Origin of the sequence: Micromonospora orduensis (assembly GCF_006228125.1) — a bacterium.
Classification (GTDB): Bacteria; Actinomycetota; Actinomycetes; order Mycobacteriales; family Micromonosporaceae; genus Micromonospora; species Micromonospora orduensis.
In genome coordinates this window covers 31,800-50,724 of record NZ_VDFY01000166.1, presented here as the reverse complement: position 1 = coordinate 50,724, position 18,925 = coordinate 31,800, and the positions used below count along the sequence as shown (strand labels likewise).

The following is an 18,925-nucleotide window of genomic DNA, read 5'->3' as shown; positions in this document are numbered from 1 at the left end:
GCACAACCGCGACGACTTTCCGAGCGGAAGGGACATCATGACCTACGATCTGTCACCTACGACTTCCACCTATGGACAGCAGTCGACAAATGGCGGTGGCGTCCGCGAGCAGGCCCGCCAGGTCGGCTCGGAGGCCGCCCACGCTGGTGGAGCGGTCGCGCAGACCGCCAAGGAGCAGGGCACCGAGGTCGGCCGCGAGGCCGCCCGGCAGGCCCGCAACCTGTACGGCGAGGCGCGTACCCAGCTCACCAGCCAGGCCGGCGAGCAGCAGCGCCGCGCGGCCACCGGGCTGCGTTCGATCGCCGACGAGATGCGCTCGATGGCCGAGCAGGGTGGCCAGGCCGGGCCGGTGAGCGAGCTGGCCCGCCAGGCCGCCGACCGGGTGCACGGTGTGGCCGGCTGGCTGGACGAGCGCCAGCCGGGCGACCTGATCACCGAGGTACGCGACTACGCGCGACGCAACCCGGGCACCTTCCTGGTCGGCGCGGCCGTGCTCGGTGTGCTCGCCGGACGACTGACCCGCAGCATCTCCGCCGCCGGTGACGACTCCGGCAGCGTCTCCCCGAGCTACCGCGGCGCCGGTGCGTACGACCCGGAGCAGACCGCGGTGATCCCGACCCAGCCGGCGCAGGACACCGTCCCGCAGGGCGGCTACCTCGACCCGACCCCCGGCACGTACACCGAGCCGACCTCCGGTGGCTACGCCGACCCGGCCCCCGGTGGCTACACCGACCCGGTCCAGGGTGAGCACACCGGCACCGGGCAGCCGCTGCCGCCGGTGAACCAGACCGACCCACTGCCGGGCGTGCCGTCCAGCGGCACCACCCGCCCGTGAGCCGCCGAGCCATCCGAAGGGAGGCGACGGCATGACCATGCCGACGCAGGGGTCCGGGCTGGACTCCGGATACCGCCCCGATGCGGGTGCCCCGCACACCGCGGCGGAGGTGAAGGGCAGCTCGCTGGGTGACCTGATGCGTCAGGTCACCACCGACCTGTCGACGCTCATGCGCCAGGAGGTCGAGCTCGCCAAGGCGGAGATCCGCCAGGAGGGCAAGAAGGCGGGCAAGGCCGCCGGGCTCTTCGGCGGCGCCGGTTTCGGCGGCTACATGGTGGCGCTGTTCGTCTCCATCGCCGTGTGGCAGTTCCTGGACAACGTCATGGACTCCGGCCTGGCGGCGCTGATCGTGGCCGTCATCTGGGCTGCGGTCGCCGCCGTCCTCTACTCCAAGGCCAAGCAGAACGCCCAGCACGTACGCGGCCTCAAGCAGACCAACGACAGCGTGCAGCGGATCCCCGACGCGCTCAAGCCACATTCGGAGGGAGTCACCCGATGAGCACCGATCCCGACCAGATCCGCCGCGAGATCGAAGCCACCCGCAACAGCCTCAGCTCCGATGTGGACGCCCTGGCGTACAAGGTCAGCCCCAGCCGCATCGTCGACGACCGCAAGCAGCGGGCCCGTTCCGCGCTGCAGAATGTGAGGGACAAGGTCATGGGAACCGCGTCTGACCTCGGCCACGGCACCGGCCACGCCGCCCACTCGGTGGGCGACCGCGCCTCGTCGGCGGCCTCCAGTGTCAGCGACGCCGCGCACTCGGCGGCCTCCACCGTCAGCGACGCCGCCCACAGCGCGCCGCGGGTGATCCGGCAGAAGTCCCAGGGCAACCCCCTCGCCGCCGGCCTGATCGCCTTCGGGGTGGGCTGGCTGGCCTCCTCGTTGGTCCCGGCCTCCCGCCGGGAGCAGCAGGCCGCCGTCCAGGTCAAGGAGAAGGTAAGCGAGCACAGCGGGGCGGTGAAGGAGAAGCTGGGCGAGGTGGCCAGCGAGCTCAAGGAGGAGCTGCGCGAGCCGGCCCAGCACGCCGCCGAGTCGGTGAAGTCCACCGCGCAGGACGCCGTGCACGCCGTCAAGGACGACACGACGTCGGCCGCGCACGACGTCAAGGACACCGCCCAGTCCCGCCCCTGAAACAACCGACCCCACCGCCGACAGCTCGCGGTCACCACGCCGGTGCCCGCGAGCTGTCGCGTGTCCCCCCCCCGCATCGTGGTCGAGCCGCGCGGCTACCGTCCCCGCCGACGGGTCACGCAGGGCGGGCGGCTCGGCGGATACGCGTGCTGCCGTAGCGGACGCCGCCGAACAGGAGGCGCTGGCCGACCGCCAGCCAGCTGCAGATGCCGCGTTCCACCAGCCAGAGTGGGGCGGCCAGCGGGGTGCTCCGTGGGAACACTGTGTTGCCACGGGCGCGGCGGCGGCCCACCTCGGCCACGGCGACGACCGCGGTCGCCATGGCGAGCAGCGGCCCACGCCGGCGGGTCGCGGCCGCCGCCGCCAGCGCCGGCAGGACCGCGAGCGCGGTCACCAGGCGGGCCGGCTGGGCCAGGTCGTCGTACGCCTGGCGGACCCGCTGGCCCCGGAAGTGCGCAGTCTCCGGCGGCAGTCGACGTACGTACAGCCAGGCCGGCCTGGCCTCGACCCCGCCGTACGCGCGCACGGTGCGGATCAACTCCAGGTTCTCGAAGAGGACGTCCGGGTCGTACCCGCCCATGCCCAGGAACGTGCTGCGGCGGACCGCGAGGGTGCCTGGGTAGTCGTCGCCGAGCGCCCGGTTGAGCAGCGTCCGGCCGGTGTCCCACCAGGCGTGCCAGGGCAGCGGGTCGAAGTAGTTCTGCGGCCGGACCAGGTCGGCCCGGTCCAGCAGCCGGTGCACCGCGCGTAGCCCGGCCTCGTCGTACCGGACGTCGTCGTCGGCGATCACCACGTGTTCGTGGCGTGCCGCGCGGACCCCGGTGAGCACCCCGACGACCTTGCCGTTGAGCCCTCGCCGGGTGGGGTCGGGCGGAAGGTGTCGGACCAGGCCGCGCCACGCGTCGGCGTGCCGGGCGAAGACGTCCGGGGGTGAGCCGTCGACCACGAGCACCTCGACGCGGCCGGCCAGCCAGCGCAGGTGGTCGGTCAGCTCGGACAGGCCCGCGTCGTGGTGCCAGCGCAGCGGCAGCACGTACGACATCGGCAGGCCGGTCGGCGGCGTGCCGGCGGGGTCGTCTCCGGCTCGCCGGGCGTCATGCCTTGCCTCGACGGGCATGGGCGCCTCCCAGGCAGGTGTGCGGCCGGGCGGGTGGGAGGGGTGGCCGCCAGCAGCAGGTGCCCGTGCTCCGGTCGTTGAAACCGGACTGTCGTTTCGGTGGTCTGAGCAGGGCGGCCTCAGTCGGCGGGGCGGATGTTGGCGAGGGTCAGGTCGACGGGCGGCAGCGCGGGCATCCGGTGCAGGTCCAGGGCCAGGTTTTGGACGGGGACGTCGTAGCGCATGGTGGTGGTGAGGTTGGTGACCGCCCGTTTCATCAGGTCGATGGTGATCCATTCGCCGGCGCACCGGTGCCCCGCCCAGTGGTCGCCGCCGCCCTGCGGGATCAGGTCGAACGCGTCGCCGCGCCGGCCGGCGAACCGTTCCGGCCGGAACAGCTCGGGTTGGGGCCAGAGCGTCGGGTGGTGGTTGGTGCCGTAGAGGTCGAGCAGCACCCGCCGTCCCCGGGGGAAGTGGTGGCCCTGCCAGTCGAAGGAGCGCCGGACCCGGGCCGCCGCCATCGGGAAGAAGGGGTAGTAGCGGCGTACCTCCTGGACGAACTGCTCGGTCGCCTCGTCGTCGCCGCGGACCCGCTGCCTCCAGGCGGGGTGGTCGTGCAGGGCGAGCGCGGCGAAGGCGATGTACTGGTCGACGGCGACCACCGGCCGCAGCACGTTGAGCAGCTCCACCGCCGCGATCCGGCGGGGGAGCAGCATCCCCCGCGCGTCCCGGTGCTCGGCGATCACCGCCAGGGCGGTGCCGCCCGGCGCCGGGTGCAGGCCGAGGCGGGTCCGCTCGATGACTCCGGCGATCCAGCGTTCGGCGCGGCGGCGGGCGAGCAGCCCTCGCCAGTGCCGGGGTCCGACCATGGCCGGCGCCCCGATCATGGCGTGCAGATCGACGGCGCGGCGGTCGACCTGGGACGTCGGCAGCGGCACCCCGGCCCAGGCGCACACCACCCGGGTCAGCAGTCGGCCCAGCTCGTCGTAGAGCGTCACCGGCCCGGCGGCCTCCCAGGCCGGGATCCGGGCCCGCCACTCTTCGTCGAAGAGCTGGCCGAGCTGCCGGATCGCGGTCGGCGTCATGATCGACATGAGCATGGCCTTGCGGTCGGCGTGCTCCGACCCGTCCAGCCCCTGCACGCCACCCCGGCCGGTGAGGGTCCGCTGCACCCGCAACGGCATCGCGCCCTGCCGTTGGAAGCGCTCGTTGTCGTAGAACAGCACGGCCGCTGGCCGGCCACGGAGGCAGATGGTCGGCGCGAGCAGGATCCGGGTCTGGAAGATGTCGCTGCCGTACCGGTCGCAGCGCTCGCCGATGAACCGGTAGCCGGCGCGGAGCAGCGCGAGGGTGCTGTCCGGGGTGCGGTCGGCCGGCATGGTCGCCATCGGGCCTCCTCGGGTGCGGGTGGCGGCCGTCGCCGCGGCCCGGCTGCGTCTACCCGCGTGGCCGCCGCTGAATCCCCGCGTCGACAGAGCGCCCGCTGGCCCCTCCCAGGGGCGGCGGAACCTGGTTGGCTAGCTGGTGGAGCCGCCGTCGGCGGGATCGCCGGTCACCCTGCGGATCCGGCTGGCCGACGGCCACGACCACGGGGAGGGCGAGATGCGCGACAACAGGTCGCCGTACTGGCGGCAGCGGCGGGCGGTCGGTGCGCTGGGCGCGGGCCGGGAGGCACGGGCGCTGATCGGGCCGCCCGGCCGGCCGACCCGCCCGCGCCGCTTCTTCACCGTGCACCTGGGCTTCACCGCGCCCGACCCGGTCGACGCCCGCGAGCTGGCAGTGGGGTACGCGGAGGCGTTGAGCCTGCTCCGCCCGGAGGTGGCGCTCGGCGCGGCGGCCCTGTCACCGGCCGACGCGTGGCACCGGGCCGAGCGGCTGTTCTGCGGTGCGGTCGGCCCGGACGGGGAGCGCTGCGTCGACGTGGCCGATCATCCCGGCTTCCACCACGCCCCGGGCCCGGGAGGCCTCGGCTGGGGCGACGGCGATGCCTGACGGGCGATCGCGGGTGGCGGCTGTCCGGGGCCACCCGCGACCGGGGAGCCGTCAGTCCAGATCGAACTCGCCGTCCTGCGCGCCGGCGACGAACGCGTCCCACTCGGCCTGGGTGAAGACCAGCACCGGGCCCTCCGGCTCGGCGGAGTTGCGCATGCCGATCAGATCATCGACGAAGGCGACCTCCACCGCGCTGTCGGAGGTGTCCCCCTCGGCCCGCTGCCAGACCGCCCGCGAGAGGTCGAAGTCGCCCTTGGGGTGCTGCGCCATGGTTCTTTCCTCCAGTGCCGAGGGTCGTGTGGTGACCGGGTGCCGATCCCCATCGGGCAGGATAAGCGGATGCCGAGCCTGACCCGTGTAGAGGCGACCGCGCGTGGCGCGGCGATTACTGTCGAGTCCTATCAGGTGGACCTCGACCTGACCGGCGACGGGGACACGTTCCGTTCCCGTGTCGAGGTCCGGTTCCGGGCGACCCCCGGCACCGCGACCTTCGCCGAGGTCAAGCCCGCCCAACTGCTGGCGGTACGCCTCAACGGCCGCCACATCGACCCCGGCACGCTCACCGACAACCGGCTGCCACTGGGTGACCTGGAGGCGACGAACACGCTGTTCGTCGAGGCCGAGATGGCGTATTCGAACACCGGGGAGGGGATGCACCGCTTCGTCGACCCGGCCGACGGCGAGACCTACCTGTACGCCGTGACGTTCCTCGACAACGTGCAGCGGATCTTCGCCGCGTTCGACCAGCCCGACCTCAAGGCGTCGTTCGCCCTCACGGTCACCGCACCACCGGGCTGGACGGTCTCCGGCAACGCCGAGGTGTCCGCCAACCCGGCCCCCGGGCGCTGGGAGTTCGCCCCGACTGTCCCGCTGTCGACCTATCTCTTCTCGCTGATCGCCGGCCCGTACCACGTACGGCGGGCCGAGCACGACGGCGTGCCGCTCGCCCTCTACTGCCGACAGTCGCTCGCCGAGCACCTGGACGCCGACGCCGACGAGATCCTCACCATCACCCGGCAGTGCCTGGACCGGTTCCACCAGCTCTTCGCCGAGCGCTACCCGTTCGGCAAGTACGAGCAGGCGTTCGTGCCCGAGTTCAACCTCGGTGCCATGGAGCACCCGGGCATCGTGGCGTTCCGCGACGACTACGTGTTCCGGTCGGCAGTCACCGACACCCAGCGGGAGATGCGGGCCACCACGATCGCCCACGAGATGGCGCACATGTGGTTCGGCAACCTGGTCACCATGCGCTGGTGGGACGACCTGTGGCTCAACGAGTCCTTCGCGGAGTACCTGGGCGTGCGGGTCGCCGCCGAGGCGACCCGCTTCCAGGGGACGTGGACGACGTTCGCCATGCGCCGCAAGGCCTGGGGGTACGCGGCCGACCAGCGCCCCTCCACCCACCCGGTGGCGCCGCAGGAGGTGGCCGACGCCGCCGAGGGCCTGCTCAACGTCGATGGCATCTCGTACGCCAAGGGTGCCAGCGTGCTGCGGCAGCTGGTGGCGTGGCTCGGCGACGAGGCGTTCCTCGCCGGCCTGAACGCGCACTTCGCCGCGCACCGCTTCGGCAACGCCACCCTCGCCGACCTGCTGACCAGCCTCTCCGCGAACGCGAGGAGTGAGCTTGCGAGCCCCGCGGTCGCGAGCGAAGGCGGCACCGCGGCCGGCGGTCGGGACCTGTCCGGTTGGGCCGAGCTGTGGTTGCGCCGGTCGCAGGTCAACACGCTGCGCGCCGAGGTGACAGTCGACGCGGACGGCCGCTACACCGAGGTGGCAGTGGTGCAGACCGCCCCCGAGTCGTACCCGGTGCTGCGCCCGCACCGGATCGGCGTGGGCCGGTACGCGGCGGACGGCACCGTGCGGCGTCACGAGGTGGATCTGGACCCGGCCGTCGACGGCGGTCGCACCGTGCTCGGTGAGCTGGCCGGTGAGCAGGCGGCCCGGCTGCTGCTGCTCAACGACGGCGATCTCACCTTCGCGAAGGTGCGTCTCGACCCGGCGTCGGCGGACGCCGTCCCGCTGGTGCTGCCCGGTCTGGCCGACTCCCTCACCCGGGCGGTGCTCTGGAGCGAGGCGCTGGACGCGGCGACCGACGGGGAGCGGCCGGTCACCGGCCTGGTCGACCTGATGGTCGCGGCGCTGCCGGCCGAGACGGAGGTGATCATCGCGGAGGACGTGCTGGGCCTCAGCCGGTCGCTTGTCGACCGCTACCTCGACCCGCTGACCCGGTCGGCGGCGCTCGCCCGGATCGCCGGTGCGTGCCAGCGCCTGCTCGACGGGGCGCCGGCGGGGGAGTCGCTGCAGCTCGCCGCCGCGCGGGGCTGGATCGCCGCGACCACCGACACGGATCTGCTCGTCGGATGGCTCGCCGGCCGGGACGTGCCGGCCGGGCTGAAAATCGACGCGGAGCTTCGCTGGGCGGTGCTGCGGCGACTGGTGGTGCTGGGCGCCGCCGGTGCGGCGGAGATCGCCGCCGAGGCCGCGGCCGACGTCAGCTCCACGGGCGCGGAACGGGCCGCCCGGTGTCGGGCCGCCCTGCCCGACCCGGCCGCGAAGCAGGCGGCGTGGGACATCATCGTGCGCGACACCGAGTTGTCGAACCGGCTGTTGGAGGCGACCGCCGAGGGGTTCTGGCAGCCCGAGCAGGCCGAGTTGACCGCCGCGTACGTCGAGCGGTACTTCACCGACATGCCGGCTGCCGCGGCTCGGCGTACCGCGTGGACGGCCGACCGGGTGGCGACGCTGGCGTTCCCCCGCTACGCCGTGGCGCAGCCGACCCGGGAGGCGGCCGCGGCGCTGCTCGCCCGCGACGACCTGACCCCGGGCCTGCGCCGGGTGGTCGTCGACGCCGACGACGATCTGCGGCGCGCGCTCGTCGCCCGGACGGCGGTGGCCGCCGCGGCGGCCTGACGCGCCGGGTGGACGCGGGGTGGCTGGACCGGCCACCCCGCGCCCCGTCTCAGCGCAGCGCTGGCTCCGCCGTCACCGGGGCGTCCCAGTCGATGGCGTATCGCTGCTCGTCGGCGACGGTCTTCTCCGGGTCCATGGCCGTGCGCACCAGCAGCGGCATCAGCAGGGGCATCAGCGTCCGGGCGACCGGCCCGGGCGCCTTGGCGTGGTTGATCCGTGCCGCCCGGGCGGCGACCTTCTCGACCCGGGTGCGACGCAGCCGCACGTACGCGGCGAACGCCGACTCCACGTCGGGCAGGTCACGCAGACAGCGGGCGAGTTGCACCCCGCTCTCGATGGCCAGCGACGCCCCCTGCCCGGAGCTGTTCGACGGCGCGTGCACGGCGTCGCCGACAAGCACCATCCGCCCCCGGTGCCAGTGCGGCACCGGCGGCATGATCTGCAACGAGCCGACCACCTGGAGTTCGTCGGCCGTGCTTGTCGCCATCAGCTGCCGGCCCGGGTCGTCGTCGCCGTAGCTGGCGCGCAGCGTGTCCAGCCACTGTCCGGCCGGTACGGCCCGGGCCTCGACGAGGCTCATCGGTCGCTGCTGCGGCAGGTTGGCCCCCCACCGGGTGCCGCCGCCGGGCTCGGGCCAGTACAGGTAGTAGCCGCGTCGCCCGAACGCGAACGTCATCGTGCCCGGCTCGACGTCCACCTCGTGCCTGGCGACCGCCTCGAAGCTGAGCAGGCCGGTGAACCGGGGGCCGGGCGCCGACGGGTCGATGAGCCTGCGGACCGTGGACCGGATGCCGTCCGCGCCGACGAGGACGTCGGCGGAGGCGGTGCTGCCGTCCTCGAAACGGGCGGTCACTCCACTGTCGGTCTGCTCGGCGTCGACCAGCCGACTGCCGTACGCGAAGGAGACGCCCTCGGCGCACGCCCGGTCGTGCAGTACGCGGTGCAGCTCGGCCCGGTGCACCACCCGCAGCGGCGGCACTCCGGCGAGCGTGGGCAGTGCGATGCGCCGATGCCCGACGGCCATGGCGCTGCGGTGGATGGGGGTGGCGATGGCCGTCACCGCCTCCTGCGCGCCGACCGCGCGCAGGGCCGCCACGCCGTTGGGCGCGAGCGCGAGGGTGCCGCCGATGCCGCCGGCCCCGGTGGCGGTGGCCGGGTACGCCTCGTGGACGGTGGCGGCGATGCCGGCACGGGTCAGTGCCAGCGCGGTCACCGGTCCGGCGATGCCGCCGCCGATGACGATCGCGGTTCGTACCGTGGTCATGCTCTCTCCCTGGGTGTCGTGGTCCGCGCGCGGGCGCGCGGACCTGGCCTGGGAGGGAGCCCGGTTATCCTCGTGGTTGCCGCTTCGGGCCGGGCGCCTTCCCAGGTGTCGGTTCGGGGTAAGGGCTCCGGCGGGGTGTTGGCGCACCCCGCCGGAGCCGTCCGTCAGTCGGTGGTGTCGGGGTCGCTGGTGGTCCTCTCGGCCAGTTCGGTCAGCTCGGCGGGCATCGCGCCGGTCTCGTGGAAGGCCCGCCAGGTGTCCAGCCCCGGGTAGCCGCCCGAGGTCATCTCGGCGAGCAGCGCCCGCAGCCAGGCGGCCTCCGCCTCGCGCATGGCGAGGTCGTACTCCGACTCGACCAGGAACAGCCGCGGGATGTCCCGCAGGTGCGCGTCGAGCGTTTCGCGGTCCTGGCGGATGGCGTCCTCCAGGCGGTCGAGCCGCTGCCGCAGCAGGTCGGTGGCCTCGTCGGGGTGCAGGGCGGCGAGGACGGACAGGCCGGCCCGGAAGCGGGGATGCTCCGGCATCGGTGTGGAGACCAGCTCGCGGGCCCAGTCGATCAGCTCCGCCCGCCCCACGTCGGTGATGCGGTAGACGGTGCGTTCCGGGCGTCGGCCCTCGCGGACGCTCTCCACGGCCTCGATCATGCGGTGTCTGTCCATGTTGCGGATGACCGTGTAGAAGGATCCCCACTTGAACTCCATGTCCTGGTCCTTGCCCCAGGAACGCAGTGCGGTGGCGATCTCGTACGGGTGCATCGGCCGCTGGACCAGGGCGGACAGGACGGCCAGCGCCAGCAGGTTGCCGACCTTGCGCCGCTTCCCCATGATGCACCTCCTGTTACTCGTGGACGAGTATATGCCCACGAGTATCGGTGCGGCGACCCCGCACGTCCGGGCCGGACGCCCGGCCTACGATCACGGGGTGGAGGAAGATATCCGGCGGATCGGGATCATGGGTGGCACCTTCGACCCGATCCACCACGGGCACCTCGTCGCGGCCAGCGAGGTGGCCGACCGGTTCGGCCTGGACGAGGTGGTCTTCGTCCCCACCGGGCAGCCGTGGCAGAAGGCCGACGAACCGGTCAGCCCGGCCGAGGACCGGTACCTCATGACGGTCATCGCGACCGCCTCCAACCCCCGCTTCCAGGTCAGCCGGGTCGACATCGACCGCAGCGGCCCCACCTACACCGTCGACACCCTGCGCGACCTCCAGGCCGAGTACGGCCCCAAGGTGCAGCTGTTCTTCATCACCGGCGCGGACGCGCTGCAACGCATCCTGTCGTGGAAGGACCTGGACGAGATATTCGAGCTGGCCCACTTCGTCGGGGTGACTCGGCCCGGCTTCCAGCTGACCGACAAGCACCTGCCGGCGGACACGGTAAGCCTGATCCAGGTCCCGGCGATGTCCATCTCGTCGACCGACTGCCGCGCCCGGGTCGCCCGGGGTGAGCCGGTCTGGTACCTGGTGCCCGACGGTGTGGTGCAGTACATCGCGAAGCGACGCCTCTATCAGCCCTGATCGCGCCCGGTATGGGACGGATCGTGCCCCTGACCGACCAGAACTGACAGGTCGAGGCGCCGCCGGGTATGAGACGCTTGGAGGATCGCACGGTTGATCGAAGGAGAACGGTGACAGTTTCCGAACGCGCTCACGAGCTGGCAATGGCGGCCGCCCAGGCCGCCGCCGACAAGAAGGCGCAGGACATCGCGATCATCGACGTCGGCGACCAGCTCGCCATCACCGACGCGTTCGTGCTCGCTGCCGCCCCCAACGAGCGTCAGGTGCTGGCCATCGTCGACGCCATCGAGGAGCGCCTGCTGGAGCTGCCGGAGAAGGCCAAGCCGATCCGGCGCGAGGGCGAGCGTGGTGGCCGCTGGGTGCTGCTCGACTACGTCGACATCGTGGTGCACGTCCAGCACACCGAGGAGCGCGAGTTCTACGCGCTCGACCGGCTCTGGAAGGACTGCCCCACCATCCCGTTCGTCGACCGCGACCTGGTCGAGGCCGACGCCGGCGGGCCCGCCGCAGCCGAATGACCCGACTGATCGTCTGGCGGCACGGCAACACCGACTGGAACGCCGCCAACCGCGTCCAGGGGCAGACCGACGTACCCCTCAACGAGCTGGGCCGCGACCAGGCCCGCGCCGCCGCGCCGCTGCTCGCGGCGCTGCGGCCCGACGCCATCGTGTCCAGCGACCTGAGCCGCGCCGCGGAGACCGCCGCCGCGCTCGTCGCGCTGACCGGCCTGCCGGTCCGCACCGACGTACGGCTGCGCGAGCGGCACTTCGGCCAGTGGCAGGGTCTGCACCTCACCGAGGCCGCCGAGCGCTTCCCCGAGGAGTACGCCCGCTGGCGGGCGGGCGACCCGGATCCGGGGGCGGATCTGGAGCCCCTGCACGACATTGGCGAGCGGGTCGGCACCGCACTGCGGGAGGCCGCCGACGCGGCACCGGGCGGCACCGTGGTGATCGCCACCCACGGCGGCGCCAGCCGGCAGGGCATCGGCCACCTGCTCGGTTGGGACACCGGCGTGCTGCGCACCATCGGTTCTTTGGCCAACTGCCACTGGAGCGAACTGCGGCACGACGACCGCGCGCCGGCTGTCGGACGTCCGCAGGACGTCCGTGGCTGGCAGTTGCGGGCACACAATGTCGGCCTGGTCACCGCCCCGGTGGTCGTCGACGCGATCTGAGCGCTTCCGCCTCGGCGTTCGACGCCCCGATCGGCTAGCGTGCCGGGCATGCCCGTCGCGGTTGTCATCGACTCCACCGCCTACCTTCCGCCCGAGCTGGTGCAGGCGCACCGGCTGACAGTCGTCCCGTTGACAGTCGTGCTCAACGGCGCGGAAGGGCTGGAGGGGGTGGAGACCCAGCCGGCCGACGCCACACTGGCGTTGAGCGCCCGGCGGGTCACCGCTACCACCTCCCGGCCGGCACCCGAGCAGTTCGCCCGCACGTACCGCCGGCTGCTCGACGACGGCGCCGACGGCGTCGTCTCGGTGCACATCTCCGCCGCGCTGTCCGGCACGGTCGAGGCGGCCCGGCTCGCCGCCGCCGACTTCGACGGCCGCGTCGAGGTCGTCGACAGTCGCTCCACCGGCATGGGGCTCGGCTTCCCGGCCATCGCGGCCGCCACCGCCGCCGCGGCCGGCGCCGACCTGACCGGGGTACGCGACGCCGCGCTCGCCGCCGTCGCCCGGACCACCGTCTGGTTCTACGTCGACACGCTGGAGTTCCTCCGTCGGGGAGGCCGGATCAACGCGGCCGAGGCGCTGCTCGGCACCGCCCTGTCGGTCAAGCCGATCATGCACATGCCGGACGGGGCGATCGTGCTGCGGGAGAAGGTCCGTACCGCCAGTCGGGGCGTGGCCCGGCTCGTCGACCTGGCCGTCGAGGCGGCCGGCGACGACGACGTCGACCTCGGCGTGCACCACCTCGCCGCGCCGCAACGGGCCGAGACGCTGCTCGCCGCGCTGACCGAGCGGTTCGGTGACCGGCTGCACGACACGTACGTCTCCGAGGCCGGCGCGGTGGTCGCCGCGCACGCCGGCCCGGGGCTGGCCTCCGTGGTCGTCCACCGCCGCCCGGGCGGCTGAGCCGGTGTCGACCTCCTGCGTGGTCACCGGAGGCGGCCGTGGCGTCGGCCGGGCCGTGGTGCGACGACTCGTGGCGACCGGCGCGACAGTCGTCGTCGTGGAACGGGACGCCGACGCCGTCGACTGGCTGGCCGGGCACACCGCCGCCGACCGACTCGTCCCGGTGGTCGGTGACGCCGGTGACGAGCGGGTCGCCGAGCACGCCGCCGACCTGGCCGAACGCGCCGCCCCGCTCGCCGGCTGGGTCAACAACGCGGCGGTCTTCCGCGACGCCGCGCTGCACTCCGCGCCGGCCGACACGGTCCTGGACCTGATCGGGCTGAACCTGCGCCCCGCCGTGGTCGGCGCTGCCGTCGCCGTGCGCCGCTTCCTCGCCGCCGGCACCGGCGGCGCGATCGTCAACGTCTCGTCGCACCAGGCCCGCCGGCCCGTGTCCGGCGCCCTGCCGTACGCCACCGCGAAGGCCGCCGTGGAGGGGCTGACCCGGGCGCTGGCCGTCGAGTACGGGCGGCACGGCATCCGCGCCAACGCCGTCGCGCTCGGCTCGATCGCCACCGAGCGGTACGCCGAATTCCTCGCCGCCCAGGAACCGTCCCAGGCCGAGTGGATCGACGCTGAACTCAACCGGCTGCACCCGGTGGGCCGCATCGGGCGTGCCGAGGAGGTGGCCGAGGCGGTCGCGTACCTGCTGTCACCGGCCGCGAGCTTCGTCAACGGTGTCATCCTGCCGGTGGACGGGGGACGGGCCGTCCTCGGCCTCGATCCGGAGGCCCGCTGACCGCCCGACCCGGTCCCGTGGACGCCGTTCGTCGGGAGCGCCGTATCTCTAGCAGATCGAAGCATGATCAGGGCGTTGTCCACAGTGGCGCTGGTTGTCCACAGGGACAGGTCACCGCGCCCCTTCGGGCCGTCCGCCGCCCCTAGCGTCGGGCCGTGTCGCACGACGAGGAGACAGAGGTACGCCAGCGGCTGCGCCGGCTGACGGCTCCACCGGTTGGCGGGCCGTCGCTCCGGGCCGAGGTGCCGACCGCTGGCGTACCCCTGGCCGGCGTGTCGTCCGCGGATCCGGACGCGGGCGTGGTGTCGGACGGCCTCGTGGCCGATCCCGCGTCGCGGTTGCCCGGGCCCGGGGCGTTCGATCCGGGGCGGCGCGGGGTGCGGGCACTGGCGGTCGTCGCCGTGGTGGTGGTGCTGGCCGCGGCCGGGTGGGCCTGGCGTTCCCGGCCGCACGCCGAGCCGGTGGCCCCGCTGACCGACGCGGTCACGGCGGCCTCCGAGGTGGTTGCCCCGGGCGCGTCCGGCGCGGCCGAGGTGGTGGTGGCGGTCGCCGGCAAGGTCCGCAGACCCGGGCTGGTGCGGCTGCCAGCCGGGTCGCGGCTCGCCGACGCGGTCCAGGCGGCCGGTGGGGCCCTGCCCGGCGTCGACGTGGCGCTGCTCAACCCGGCCCGCAAGGTCACCGACGGCGAGTTGATCGTCGTCGGGGTGACGCCACCACCGATGCCGGGCGGCGCGGCGGGCCCTGCGGCGGCCGGTGCCCCACCCGCCGCCGGGCCGCTGAACCTCAACACCGCCACCCTCGCCCAGCTCGACGCGCTGCCCGGGGTCGGCCCGGTGCTCGCCCAGCGCATCCTCACCCACCGCGAACAGCACGGCGGGTTCAAGGCCGTCGGCGACCTGCGCCAGGTCGACGGGATCGGGGACGCCCGCTACGAGCAGTTGAAGGACCTGGTGACGGTGTGAGCGGCCGGGCCGTGGCGCCAGCTGCCACCGAGGCTGAGCCCGTCCCGCCGGACCTGCGGCTGGCCGGGCTGGCGGTGGGCACCTGGCTCACCGCGCTCGCCGGACTGCACCTCGGCATCCGCCCACTCGTGGTGGTCGCCGGGGCGGCAGCGGTGGTGACGGCAGCGGGTGCCCTGCACCTGCTCGGCTGTTGCGGCCGACCGCGGGCCGTCTCCCGCCGGTACGGCTGGATCGTCGTCGCGGTCGGTCTCGGCGTGGTCTGCGCAGGGGCGGCCACCGCGGCCCGGCTCGCCGTCCGGGACGCGCCGCCGATCCGTGCCCTGGCCGAGCAACGCGCCCCGGTCAGCGCTGACCTGGTGGTCCGGGACGATCCACGTCCGATCCGGAGCGCCGGTCGGCCGGGCATGCTGCTGGTGTCGACGGAACTGGTCCGGCTCACCGATCCGGGCGGCCGACGGATCCGTGCGCCGGTGCGGGTGCTCGTCCTGGCCACCGACCCGGCCTGGCGGGGCCTGCTCCCCGGGCAGCGCCTCACCGCCGAGGGGCGCCTCGGCGTTCCGCGTGGCGGTGACCTGACCGGGGCGGTGCTCAGCACCAACGGCCCGCCCACACGCCACGGGGCGCCGTCCTGGGCGCAACGCGCCGCCGGCACGCTCCGCGCCGGCCTGCAACGGGCCTGCGCGCCGCTGCCCGACGACCCGGGCGGGCTGCTGCCCGGGCTGGTCGTGGGGGACACCAGCCGGTTGCCGCCCGCAGTCGAGGAGGACTTCCAGGCCACCGGCATGACGCACCTCAATGCCGTCTCGGGAAGCAATGTGGCGATTGTCGTAGGGGCGGTGCTGCTGCTGGCCCGGTGGACGCGCGCCGGCCCGTGGCTCGCCGCCGGGCTCTGCGGGGTGGCGCTTGTCGGCTTCGTCATCCTGGTCCGCCCGTCGCCGAGTGTCGTGCGGGCGGCCACGATGGGGGCTATCGGGCTCGCCGCGCTGGCCGCCGGTCGTCCCCGGGCCGCGCTGCCCGCGTTGGCCGCCGCGATCACCGTGCTGGTGTTGGTCGACCCGGAGTTGGCCGGCGATGCCGGGTTCGCGCTGTCCGTGCTGGCCACTGGTGGCCTGCTGCTGCTCGCGCCGCGCTGGCGTGACGGGCTGCGCCGGCGCGGCGTTCCGCCGGGTGTGGCCGAGGCGCTGGCCGTGCCGGCGGCCGCGCAACTGGCCTGCGGGCCGGTCGTCGCGGGCATCTCCGGCACGGTCAGTCTGGCGGCCGTCCCGGCGAACCTGCTGGCGGTGCCGGCCATCGCGCCGGCGACCATCCTCGGCGTGGTGGCGGCGACGGTGTCGCCGCTGTGGCCGGCGGGCGCCGAGTTCGCCGCGTGGCTGGCGAGCTGGCCGGCCTGGTGGCTGGTCGTCATCGCCCGGCACGGTTCGCGGCTGCCGGGCGGCACCCTGCCCTGGCCGGGCGGGGCGTCGGGAGCCCTGCTGCTGGCCGCGCTGACCGTCGCGCTGCTGGTCGCGGTGCGCCGGCCACTCGTACGGCGACTGGTGGCGGTGATCGGTGTCGCCGGCGTGCTAGGTGCCCTTCCGGTTCGGCTGGTGGCTGCCGGCTGGCCGCCGCCGGGGTGGGTGGTGGTGGCCTGCGCGGTGGGTCAGGGCGACGCCCTGGTGCTGTCCGTCGCCCCTGGTCGGGCGGTGGTGGTGGACGCCGGGCCGGAGCCGGCAGCGGTGGACGCCTGCCTGCGCCGACTCGGCGTACGGGAGGTGCCGCTCCTGGTGGTCAGCCACTTTCACGCCGACCACGTGGGTGGGGTGGCCGGGGTGTTCCGGGGACGGCGGGTGGGCGCTGTGCTGACTCCACCTTCGACGGATCCGGAGAGCGGTCGGGAGCAGGTCCGGGCGGCGGCTGCCGGTGGGCGGGCCGCGCTGCTGACCACCGTGGCCGGCGCCCGCCATCCGGTCGGCGCTGTCGACCTGCTGGTGCTCGGCCCGCCGTACCCGCTCGCCGGCACCAGATCCGACCCGAACAACAACTCGCTGATGCTGCGCGCCACGGTCGCCGGGGTGCGGATCCTGCTGCCCGGTGACGCGGAGACCGAGGAGCAGCACGCGGTGCTGGCCCGGGCCGGCCCCGGACAGCTGCGGGCGGACGTGTTGAAGGTCGCCCACCACGGTTCGGCGTACCAGGATCCGGGGTTTCTCGACGCCGTGCGGCCCGCCGTCGCGCTGGTGCCCGTCGGCGCCGGCAACACGTACGGGCATCCGAACCCGGGGCTGTTGGCCCGGCTGGGCAGGGGTGGCGCCCGGGTGCTGCGAACCGACACCGACGGCGATCTGGCGGTGCTCCGCACCGGCTCCGGCCTGGGGGTGGTCCGCCGTGGGGTGCCGGCGGGGCGGCGGCCATGAGCAGGCCGGGGGAGATTGGTGGAAATTGCACAGGTGAGCCGGAAAAGGCAACCGTATTGTCAATTAGGCGGTGAATTACGGTGAATGTCTGGATTTGCACTGTGTGCGGGCTGCGCCGACTGAGCGCCGGATGAGCAGGCACGATCGCGCCGTGGGCCGTGCGAATATGGGCGGCGTGACCCCCGCCGACCTCGCCCCCATTCTGCTCGTCCTCGGCGACGAGGAACTGCTCGCCACGCGCGCGGTCACCGAAGCTGTCGCGAAGGTTCGCGCTGTCGACCCCGAGGTGGACGTCCGCGAGTACCAGGCCAGCGCGCTCACCGTCGGCGAGATCGCCGAGATGCTCAGCCCGTCGCTGTTCGGTGGGCGGCGGCTGCTGATCCTGCGTTCCGGCCAGGACGCCCGCAAGGACCTGGTCACCGCCCTGCTGTCGTACGCGAAGAACCCCGACCCGGACGTGCAACTGCTGGTGCTGCACCTGGGTGGCGCCAAGGGCAAGGCGTTCGCCGACGGGCTGCGCGCGGCCGGCGCGACGGTCGTCCCGGCGGCCAAGCTCAAGGGGCACCGCGACCGGGTGGCCTTCGTCCGTGACGAGATCCGCCGGGCCGGCGGCAGGTGCGCCGACGACGCCGCCGAGGCGCTCATTGCGGCCGTCGGCAACGACCTGCGCGAGCTGGCCGCCGCCTGCTCCCAACTGATCGCGGACACCGACGGGCGGATCAGCGCCGAGACGGTCTCCCGCTACTACCGGGGGCGGGTCGAGGTGACCGGCTTCACGGTGGCGGACGCCACAATGGTCGGCGACGTGCCTGCCGCGTTGGAGGCGCTGCGCTGGGCCCTGCACGTCGGCGTCGACCCGGTGCCCATCGCCGACGCCCTGGCCGACGGGGTGCGGACGGTGGCGCGGGTGGCTTCGGCCGGGCGGGGCAACGCGTACCAGCTCGCCAGCAGCCTCGGGATGCCGGCCTGGAAGATCGAGCGTGCGCAGCGGCAGGGGCGCGGCTGGACGCCGGAGGGCCTGGTCCGGGCCATGCAGGTCGCCGCCGAGTGCAACGCGGCAGTCAAGGGCGGCTCCGACGACCGGGCGTACGCCCTGGAGCGTGCCGTCTTCTCGGTCGCGGCGGCCCGGCAGGGCAGCACCCGGTGACGGGGCCGAACCGCACGGCGTGGGCCACCATCCCCGCCGAGGAGGAACGGTACCGGCCGCTGTACGCCCGGCTCCTCGGCCTGCGGTTCGTCAACCCCGGGGGAGTGCTCTGCTTCCTCTTCTTCGAGGGCACCATCGCCCTGGCGGTGCTGCTCGCCCTCGCCGAGCTGGTCACCTGGTGGTCGGTGCTGGTGCTGCCCGCCGTGGTGGCGGTCATGGTCAAACTCAACGACCTGGTGGCCGCGGTCGTGGTCCGGTCCGCCGCGCTGGTGCCCGAGCAGGAACGCGACCGTTTCCGCAGGCAGATGGAGCCGGTCGTCGGCCGCGCCCGGGTCGAGTGGGTCAGGCACACCGTGCCGGGCGTGGTGATCACCGCCGATCCGGTGCCGCCCACCCGCCGCGCCGACTCGTCAGACTGAGCACCAGGTCTGCGGGAGCGAAGGCTGGCCGCGGACACACGGAAGCCCCGGACCGAGGGTCCGGGGCTTTCCGAATCAGTCTGACGGCGAAGTCGTCAGGCGGCGAGCGCAACCACGCGCTTCGCGATCGCGGACTTGCGGTTCGCGGCCTGGTTGGCGTGGATCACGCCCTTGCTGACGGCCTTGTCCAGCTTGCGAGAGGCGTCCTGCATGAGCGCGGTGGCCTTCTCGACGTCACCGGCCTCGGCAGCCTCGTTGAACTTCCGGACGGCGGTCTTCAGCGACGACTTGACCGACTTGTTGCGCAGCCGGGCCTTCTCGTTCTGCCGGTTGCGCTTGATCTGGGACTTGATGTTCGCCACGCGACAGCCTCGTCTTGATAGCTCGGGTTGGTCAGCTTCTG

20 protein-coding genes are annotated in these 18,925 nt (G+C 73.8%); 14 read left to right on the top strand and 6 right to left on the bottom strand.

The genetic code is table 11. The annotated features are described in order from the left end of the window. The first annotated feature begins 37 nt into the window (after positions 1-37). The 3 genes from FHG89_RS17370 to FHG89_RS17360 are packed head-to-tail and all read left to right on the top strand — an operon-like array spanning position 38 to position 1,966. Positions 38-835 carry a hypothetical protein gene (locus tag FHG89_RS17370; protein ID WP_139585430.1) on the top strand — a complete coding sequence of 266 codons (798 nt, stop codon included), beginning with the start codon at positions 38-40 and terminating at the stop codon, positions 833-835. A 31-nt stretch (positions 836-866) separates the two neighbouring features. Further along, on the top strand, positions 867-1,334 hold the full coding sequence (locus FHG89_RS17365; protein ID WP_139585429.1) for a phage holin family protein: 468 nt from the start codon (positions 867-869) through the stop codon (positions 1,332-1,334). Continuing rightward, a complete protein-coding gene (locus FHG89_RS17360; protein WP_139585428.1) occupies positions 1,331-1,966 on the top strand; it encodes a DUF3618 domain-containing protein in 636 nt (211 codons plus the stop codon). The genes FHG89_RS17365 and FHG89_RS17360 overlap by 4 nt, the downstream gene beginning before the upstream one ends. A gap of 115 nt (positions 1,967-2,081) precedes the next feature. Here FHG89_RS17360 and FHG89_RS17355 read toward each other — a convergent pair whose 3' ends face one another. Together FHG89_RS17355 and FHG89_RS17350 are read right to left on the bottom strand one after the other, a co-directional pair. Next, the gene (locus FHG89_RS17355; protein ID WP_139585427.1) at positions 2,082-3,083 is read right to left on the bottom strand and encodes a glycosyltransferase family 2 protein; all 1,002 of its coding nucleotides are present in this window, start codon (positions 3,081-3,083) and stop codon (positions 2,082-2,084) included. Between the two features lie 119 nt (positions 3,084-3,202). After that, the gene (locus FHG89_RS17350; protein ID WP_139585426.1) at positions 3,203-4,450 is read right to left on the bottom strand and encodes a cytochrome P450; all 1,248 of its coding nucleotides are present in this window, start codon (positions 4,448-4,450) and stop codon (positions 3,203-3,205) included. 136 nt (positions 4,451-4,586) lie between these two features. On the opposite strand from FHG89_RS17350, the gene FHG89_RS17345 reads away from it, so the two are divergent. Next, a complete protein-coding gene (locus FHG89_RS17345) occupies positions 4,587-5,054 on the top strand; it encodes a hypothetical protein (protein ID WP_244295564.1) in 468 nt (155 codons plus the stop codon). A gap of 51 nt (positions 5,055-5,105) precedes the next feature. On the opposite strand, the gene FHG89_RS17340 is transcribed toward FHG89_RS17345, so the two are convergent. Next, complete coding sequence (locus tag FHG89_RS17340; RefSeq protein WP_030491749.1) at positions 5,106-5,324, bottom strand: DUF397 domain-containing protein; 219 nt, start codon at positions 5,322-5,324, stop codon at positions 5,106-5,108. Positions 5,325-5,393: 69 nt separating this feature from the next. Between FHG89_RS17340 and pepN the strand changes: the two genes are divergently transcribed. Further along, positions 5,394-7,964, top strand: coding sequence for an aminopeptidase N (pepN, locus tag FHG89_RS17335; protein WP_139585425.1), 2,571 nt, complete (start codon positions 5,394-5,396; stop codon positions 7,962-7,964). Positions 7,965-8,013: 49 nt separating this feature from the next. Here the strand turns inward: pepN and FHG89_RS17330 are convergent, their stop codons facing one another. Beyond that, on the bottom strand, positions 8,014-9,228 hold the full coding sequence (locus tag FHG89_RS17330) for an FAD-dependent monooxygenase (protein ID WP_139585424.1): 1,215 nt from the start codon (positions 9,226-9,228) through the stop codon (positions 8,014-8,016). Between the two features lie 164 nt (positions 9,229-9,392). Next, on the bottom strand, positions 9,393-10,052 hold the full coding sequence (locus tag FHG89_RS17325) for a PadR family transcriptional regulator (protein ID WP_139585423.1): 660 nt from the start codon (positions 10,050-10,052) through the stop codon (positions 9,393-9,395). 97 nt (positions 10,053-10,149) lie between these two features. Between FHG89_RS17325 and nadD the strand changes: the two genes are divergently transcribed. The 9 genes from nadD (at position 10,150) to FHG89_RS17280 (ending at position 18,522) form a co-directional block, all read left to right on the top strand. After that, complete coding sequence (nadD, locus tag FHG89_RS17320) at positions 10,150-10,746, top strand: nicotinate-nucleotide adenylyltransferase (protein WP_139585422.1); 597 nt, start codon at positions 10,150-10,152, stop codon at positions 10,744-10,746. 110 nt (positions 10,747-10,856) lie between these two features. Beyond that, positions 10,857-11,264 (top strand): ribosome silencing factor, encoded by a 408-nt coding sequence (rsfS, locus tag FHG89_RS17315; RefSeq protein WP_139585421.1) that lies wholly within the window; start codon positions 10,857-10,859, stop codon positions 11,262-11,264. Continuing rightward, positions 11,261-11,920: a histidine phosphatase family protein gene (locus FHG89_RS17310; RefSeq protein ID WP_139585420.1), complete on the top strand. Its 660-nt coding sequence runs from the start codon at positions 11,261-11,263 to the stop codon at positions 11,918-11,920. Before rsfS ends, FHG89_RS17310 begins: the two co-directional genes overlap by 4 nt. A gap of 48 nt (positions 11,921-11,968) precedes the next feature. Further along, positions 11,969-12,823 carry a DegV family protein gene (locus FHG89_RS17305; RefSeq protein WP_139585419.1) on the top strand — a complete coding sequence of 285 codons (855 nt, stop codon included), beginning with the start codon at positions 11,969-11,971 and terminating at the stop codon, positions 12,821-12,823. Between the two features lie 4 nt (positions 12,824-12,827). After that, a complete protein-coding gene (locus FHG89_RS17300) occupies positions 12,828-13,601 on the top strand; it encodes an SDR family NAD(P)-dependent oxidoreductase (RefSeq protein WP_139585418.1) in 774 nt (257 codons plus the stop codon). 155 nt (positions 13,602-13,756) lie between these two features. Beyond that, complete coding sequence (locus FHG89_RS17295) at positions 13,757-14,563, top strand: ComEA family DNA-binding protein (protein WP_139585417.1); 807 nt, start codon at positions 13,757-13,759, stop codon at positions 14,561-14,563. After that, positions 14,560-16,956, top strand: coding sequence for a ComEC/Rec2 family competence protein (locus FHG89_RS17290; RefSeq protein WP_139585416.1), 2,397 nt, complete (start codon positions 14,560-14,562; stop codon positions 16,954-16,956). The genes FHG89_RS17295 and FHG89_RS17290 overlap by 4 nt, the downstream gene beginning before the upstream one ends. A 166-nt stretch (positions 16,957-17,122) precedes the next feature. Beyond that, positions 17,123-18,103 (top strand): DNA polymerase III subunit delta, encoded by a 981-nt coding sequence (gene holA / locus FHG89_RS17285; RefSeq protein WP_139585440.1) that lies wholly within the window; start codon positions 17,123-17,125, stop codon positions 18,101-18,103. Further along, on the top strand, positions 18,100-18,522 hold the full coding sequence (locus tag FHG89_RS17280; protein WP_139585415.1) for a hypothetical protein: 423 nt from the start codon (positions 18,100-18,102) through the stop codon (positions 18,520-18,522). The genes holA and FHG89_RS17280 overlap by 4 nt, the downstream gene beginning before the upstream one ends. Positions 18,523-18,617: 95 nt before the next feature. Here FHG89_RS17280 and rpsT read toward each other — a convergent pair whose 3' ends face one another. Continuing rightward, positions 18,618-18,884 carry a 30S ribosomal protein S20 gene (gene rpsT / locus FHG89_RS17275; RefSeq protein ID WP_139585414.1) on the bottom strand — a complete coding sequence of 89 codons (267 nt, stop codon included), beginning with the start codon at positions 18,882-18,884 and terminating at the stop codon, positions 18,618-18,620. Positions 18,885-18,925: the final 41 nt, after the last annotated feature.

Bases quoted from the DNA above. Each gene is read 5' to 3' on its own strand.
- FHG89_RS17340 (WP_030491749.1), bottom strand. From the start codon at position 5,324: ATGGCGCAGCACCCCAAGGGCGACTTCGACCTCTCGCGGGCGGTCTGG.
- FHG89_RS17365 (WP_139585429.1), top strand. From the start codon at position 867: ATGACCATGCCGACGCAGGGGTCCGGGCTGGACTCCGGATACCGCCCC.
- FHG89_RS17355 (WP_139585427.1), bottom strand. From the start codon at position 3,083: ATGCCCGTCGAGGCAAGGCATGACGCCCGGCGAGCCGGAGACGACCCC.
- FHG89_RS17360 (WP_139585428.1), top strand. From the start codon at position 1,331: ATGAGCACCGATCCCGACCAGATCCGCCGCGAGATCGAAGCCACCCGC.
- FHG89_RS17350 (WP_139585426.1), bottom strand. From the start codon at position 4,450: ATGGCGACCATGCCGGCCGACCGCACCCCGGACAGCACCCTCGCGCTG.
- FHG89_RS17310 (WP_139585420.1), top strand. From the start codon at position 11,261: ATGACCCGACTGATCGTCTGGCGGCACGGCAACACCGACTGGAACGCC.
- FHG89_RS17325 (WP_139585423.1), bottom strand. From the start codon at position 10,052: ATGGGGAAGCGGCGCAAGGTCGGCAACCTGCTGGCGCTGGCCGTCCTG.
- holA (WP_139585440.1), top strand. From the start codon at position 17,123: ATGGGCGGCGTGACCCCCGCCGACCTCGCCCCCATTCTGCTCGTCCTC.
- FHG89_RS17305 (WP_139585419.1), top strand. From the start codon at position 11,969: ATGCCCGTCGCGGTTGTCATCGACTCCACCGCCTACCTTCCGCCCGAG.
- FHG89_RS17370 (WP_139585430.1), top strand. From the start codon at position 38: ATGACCTACGATCTGTCACCTACGACTTCCACCTATGGACAGCAGTCG.
- pepN (WP_139585425.1), top strand. From the start codon at position 5,394: ATGCCGAGCCTGACCCGTGTAGAGGCGACCGCGCGTGGCGCGGCGATT.
- FHG89_RS17330 (WP_139585424.1), bottom strand. From the start codon at position 9,228: ATGACCACGGTACGAACCGCGATCGTCATCGGCGGCGGCATCGCCGGA.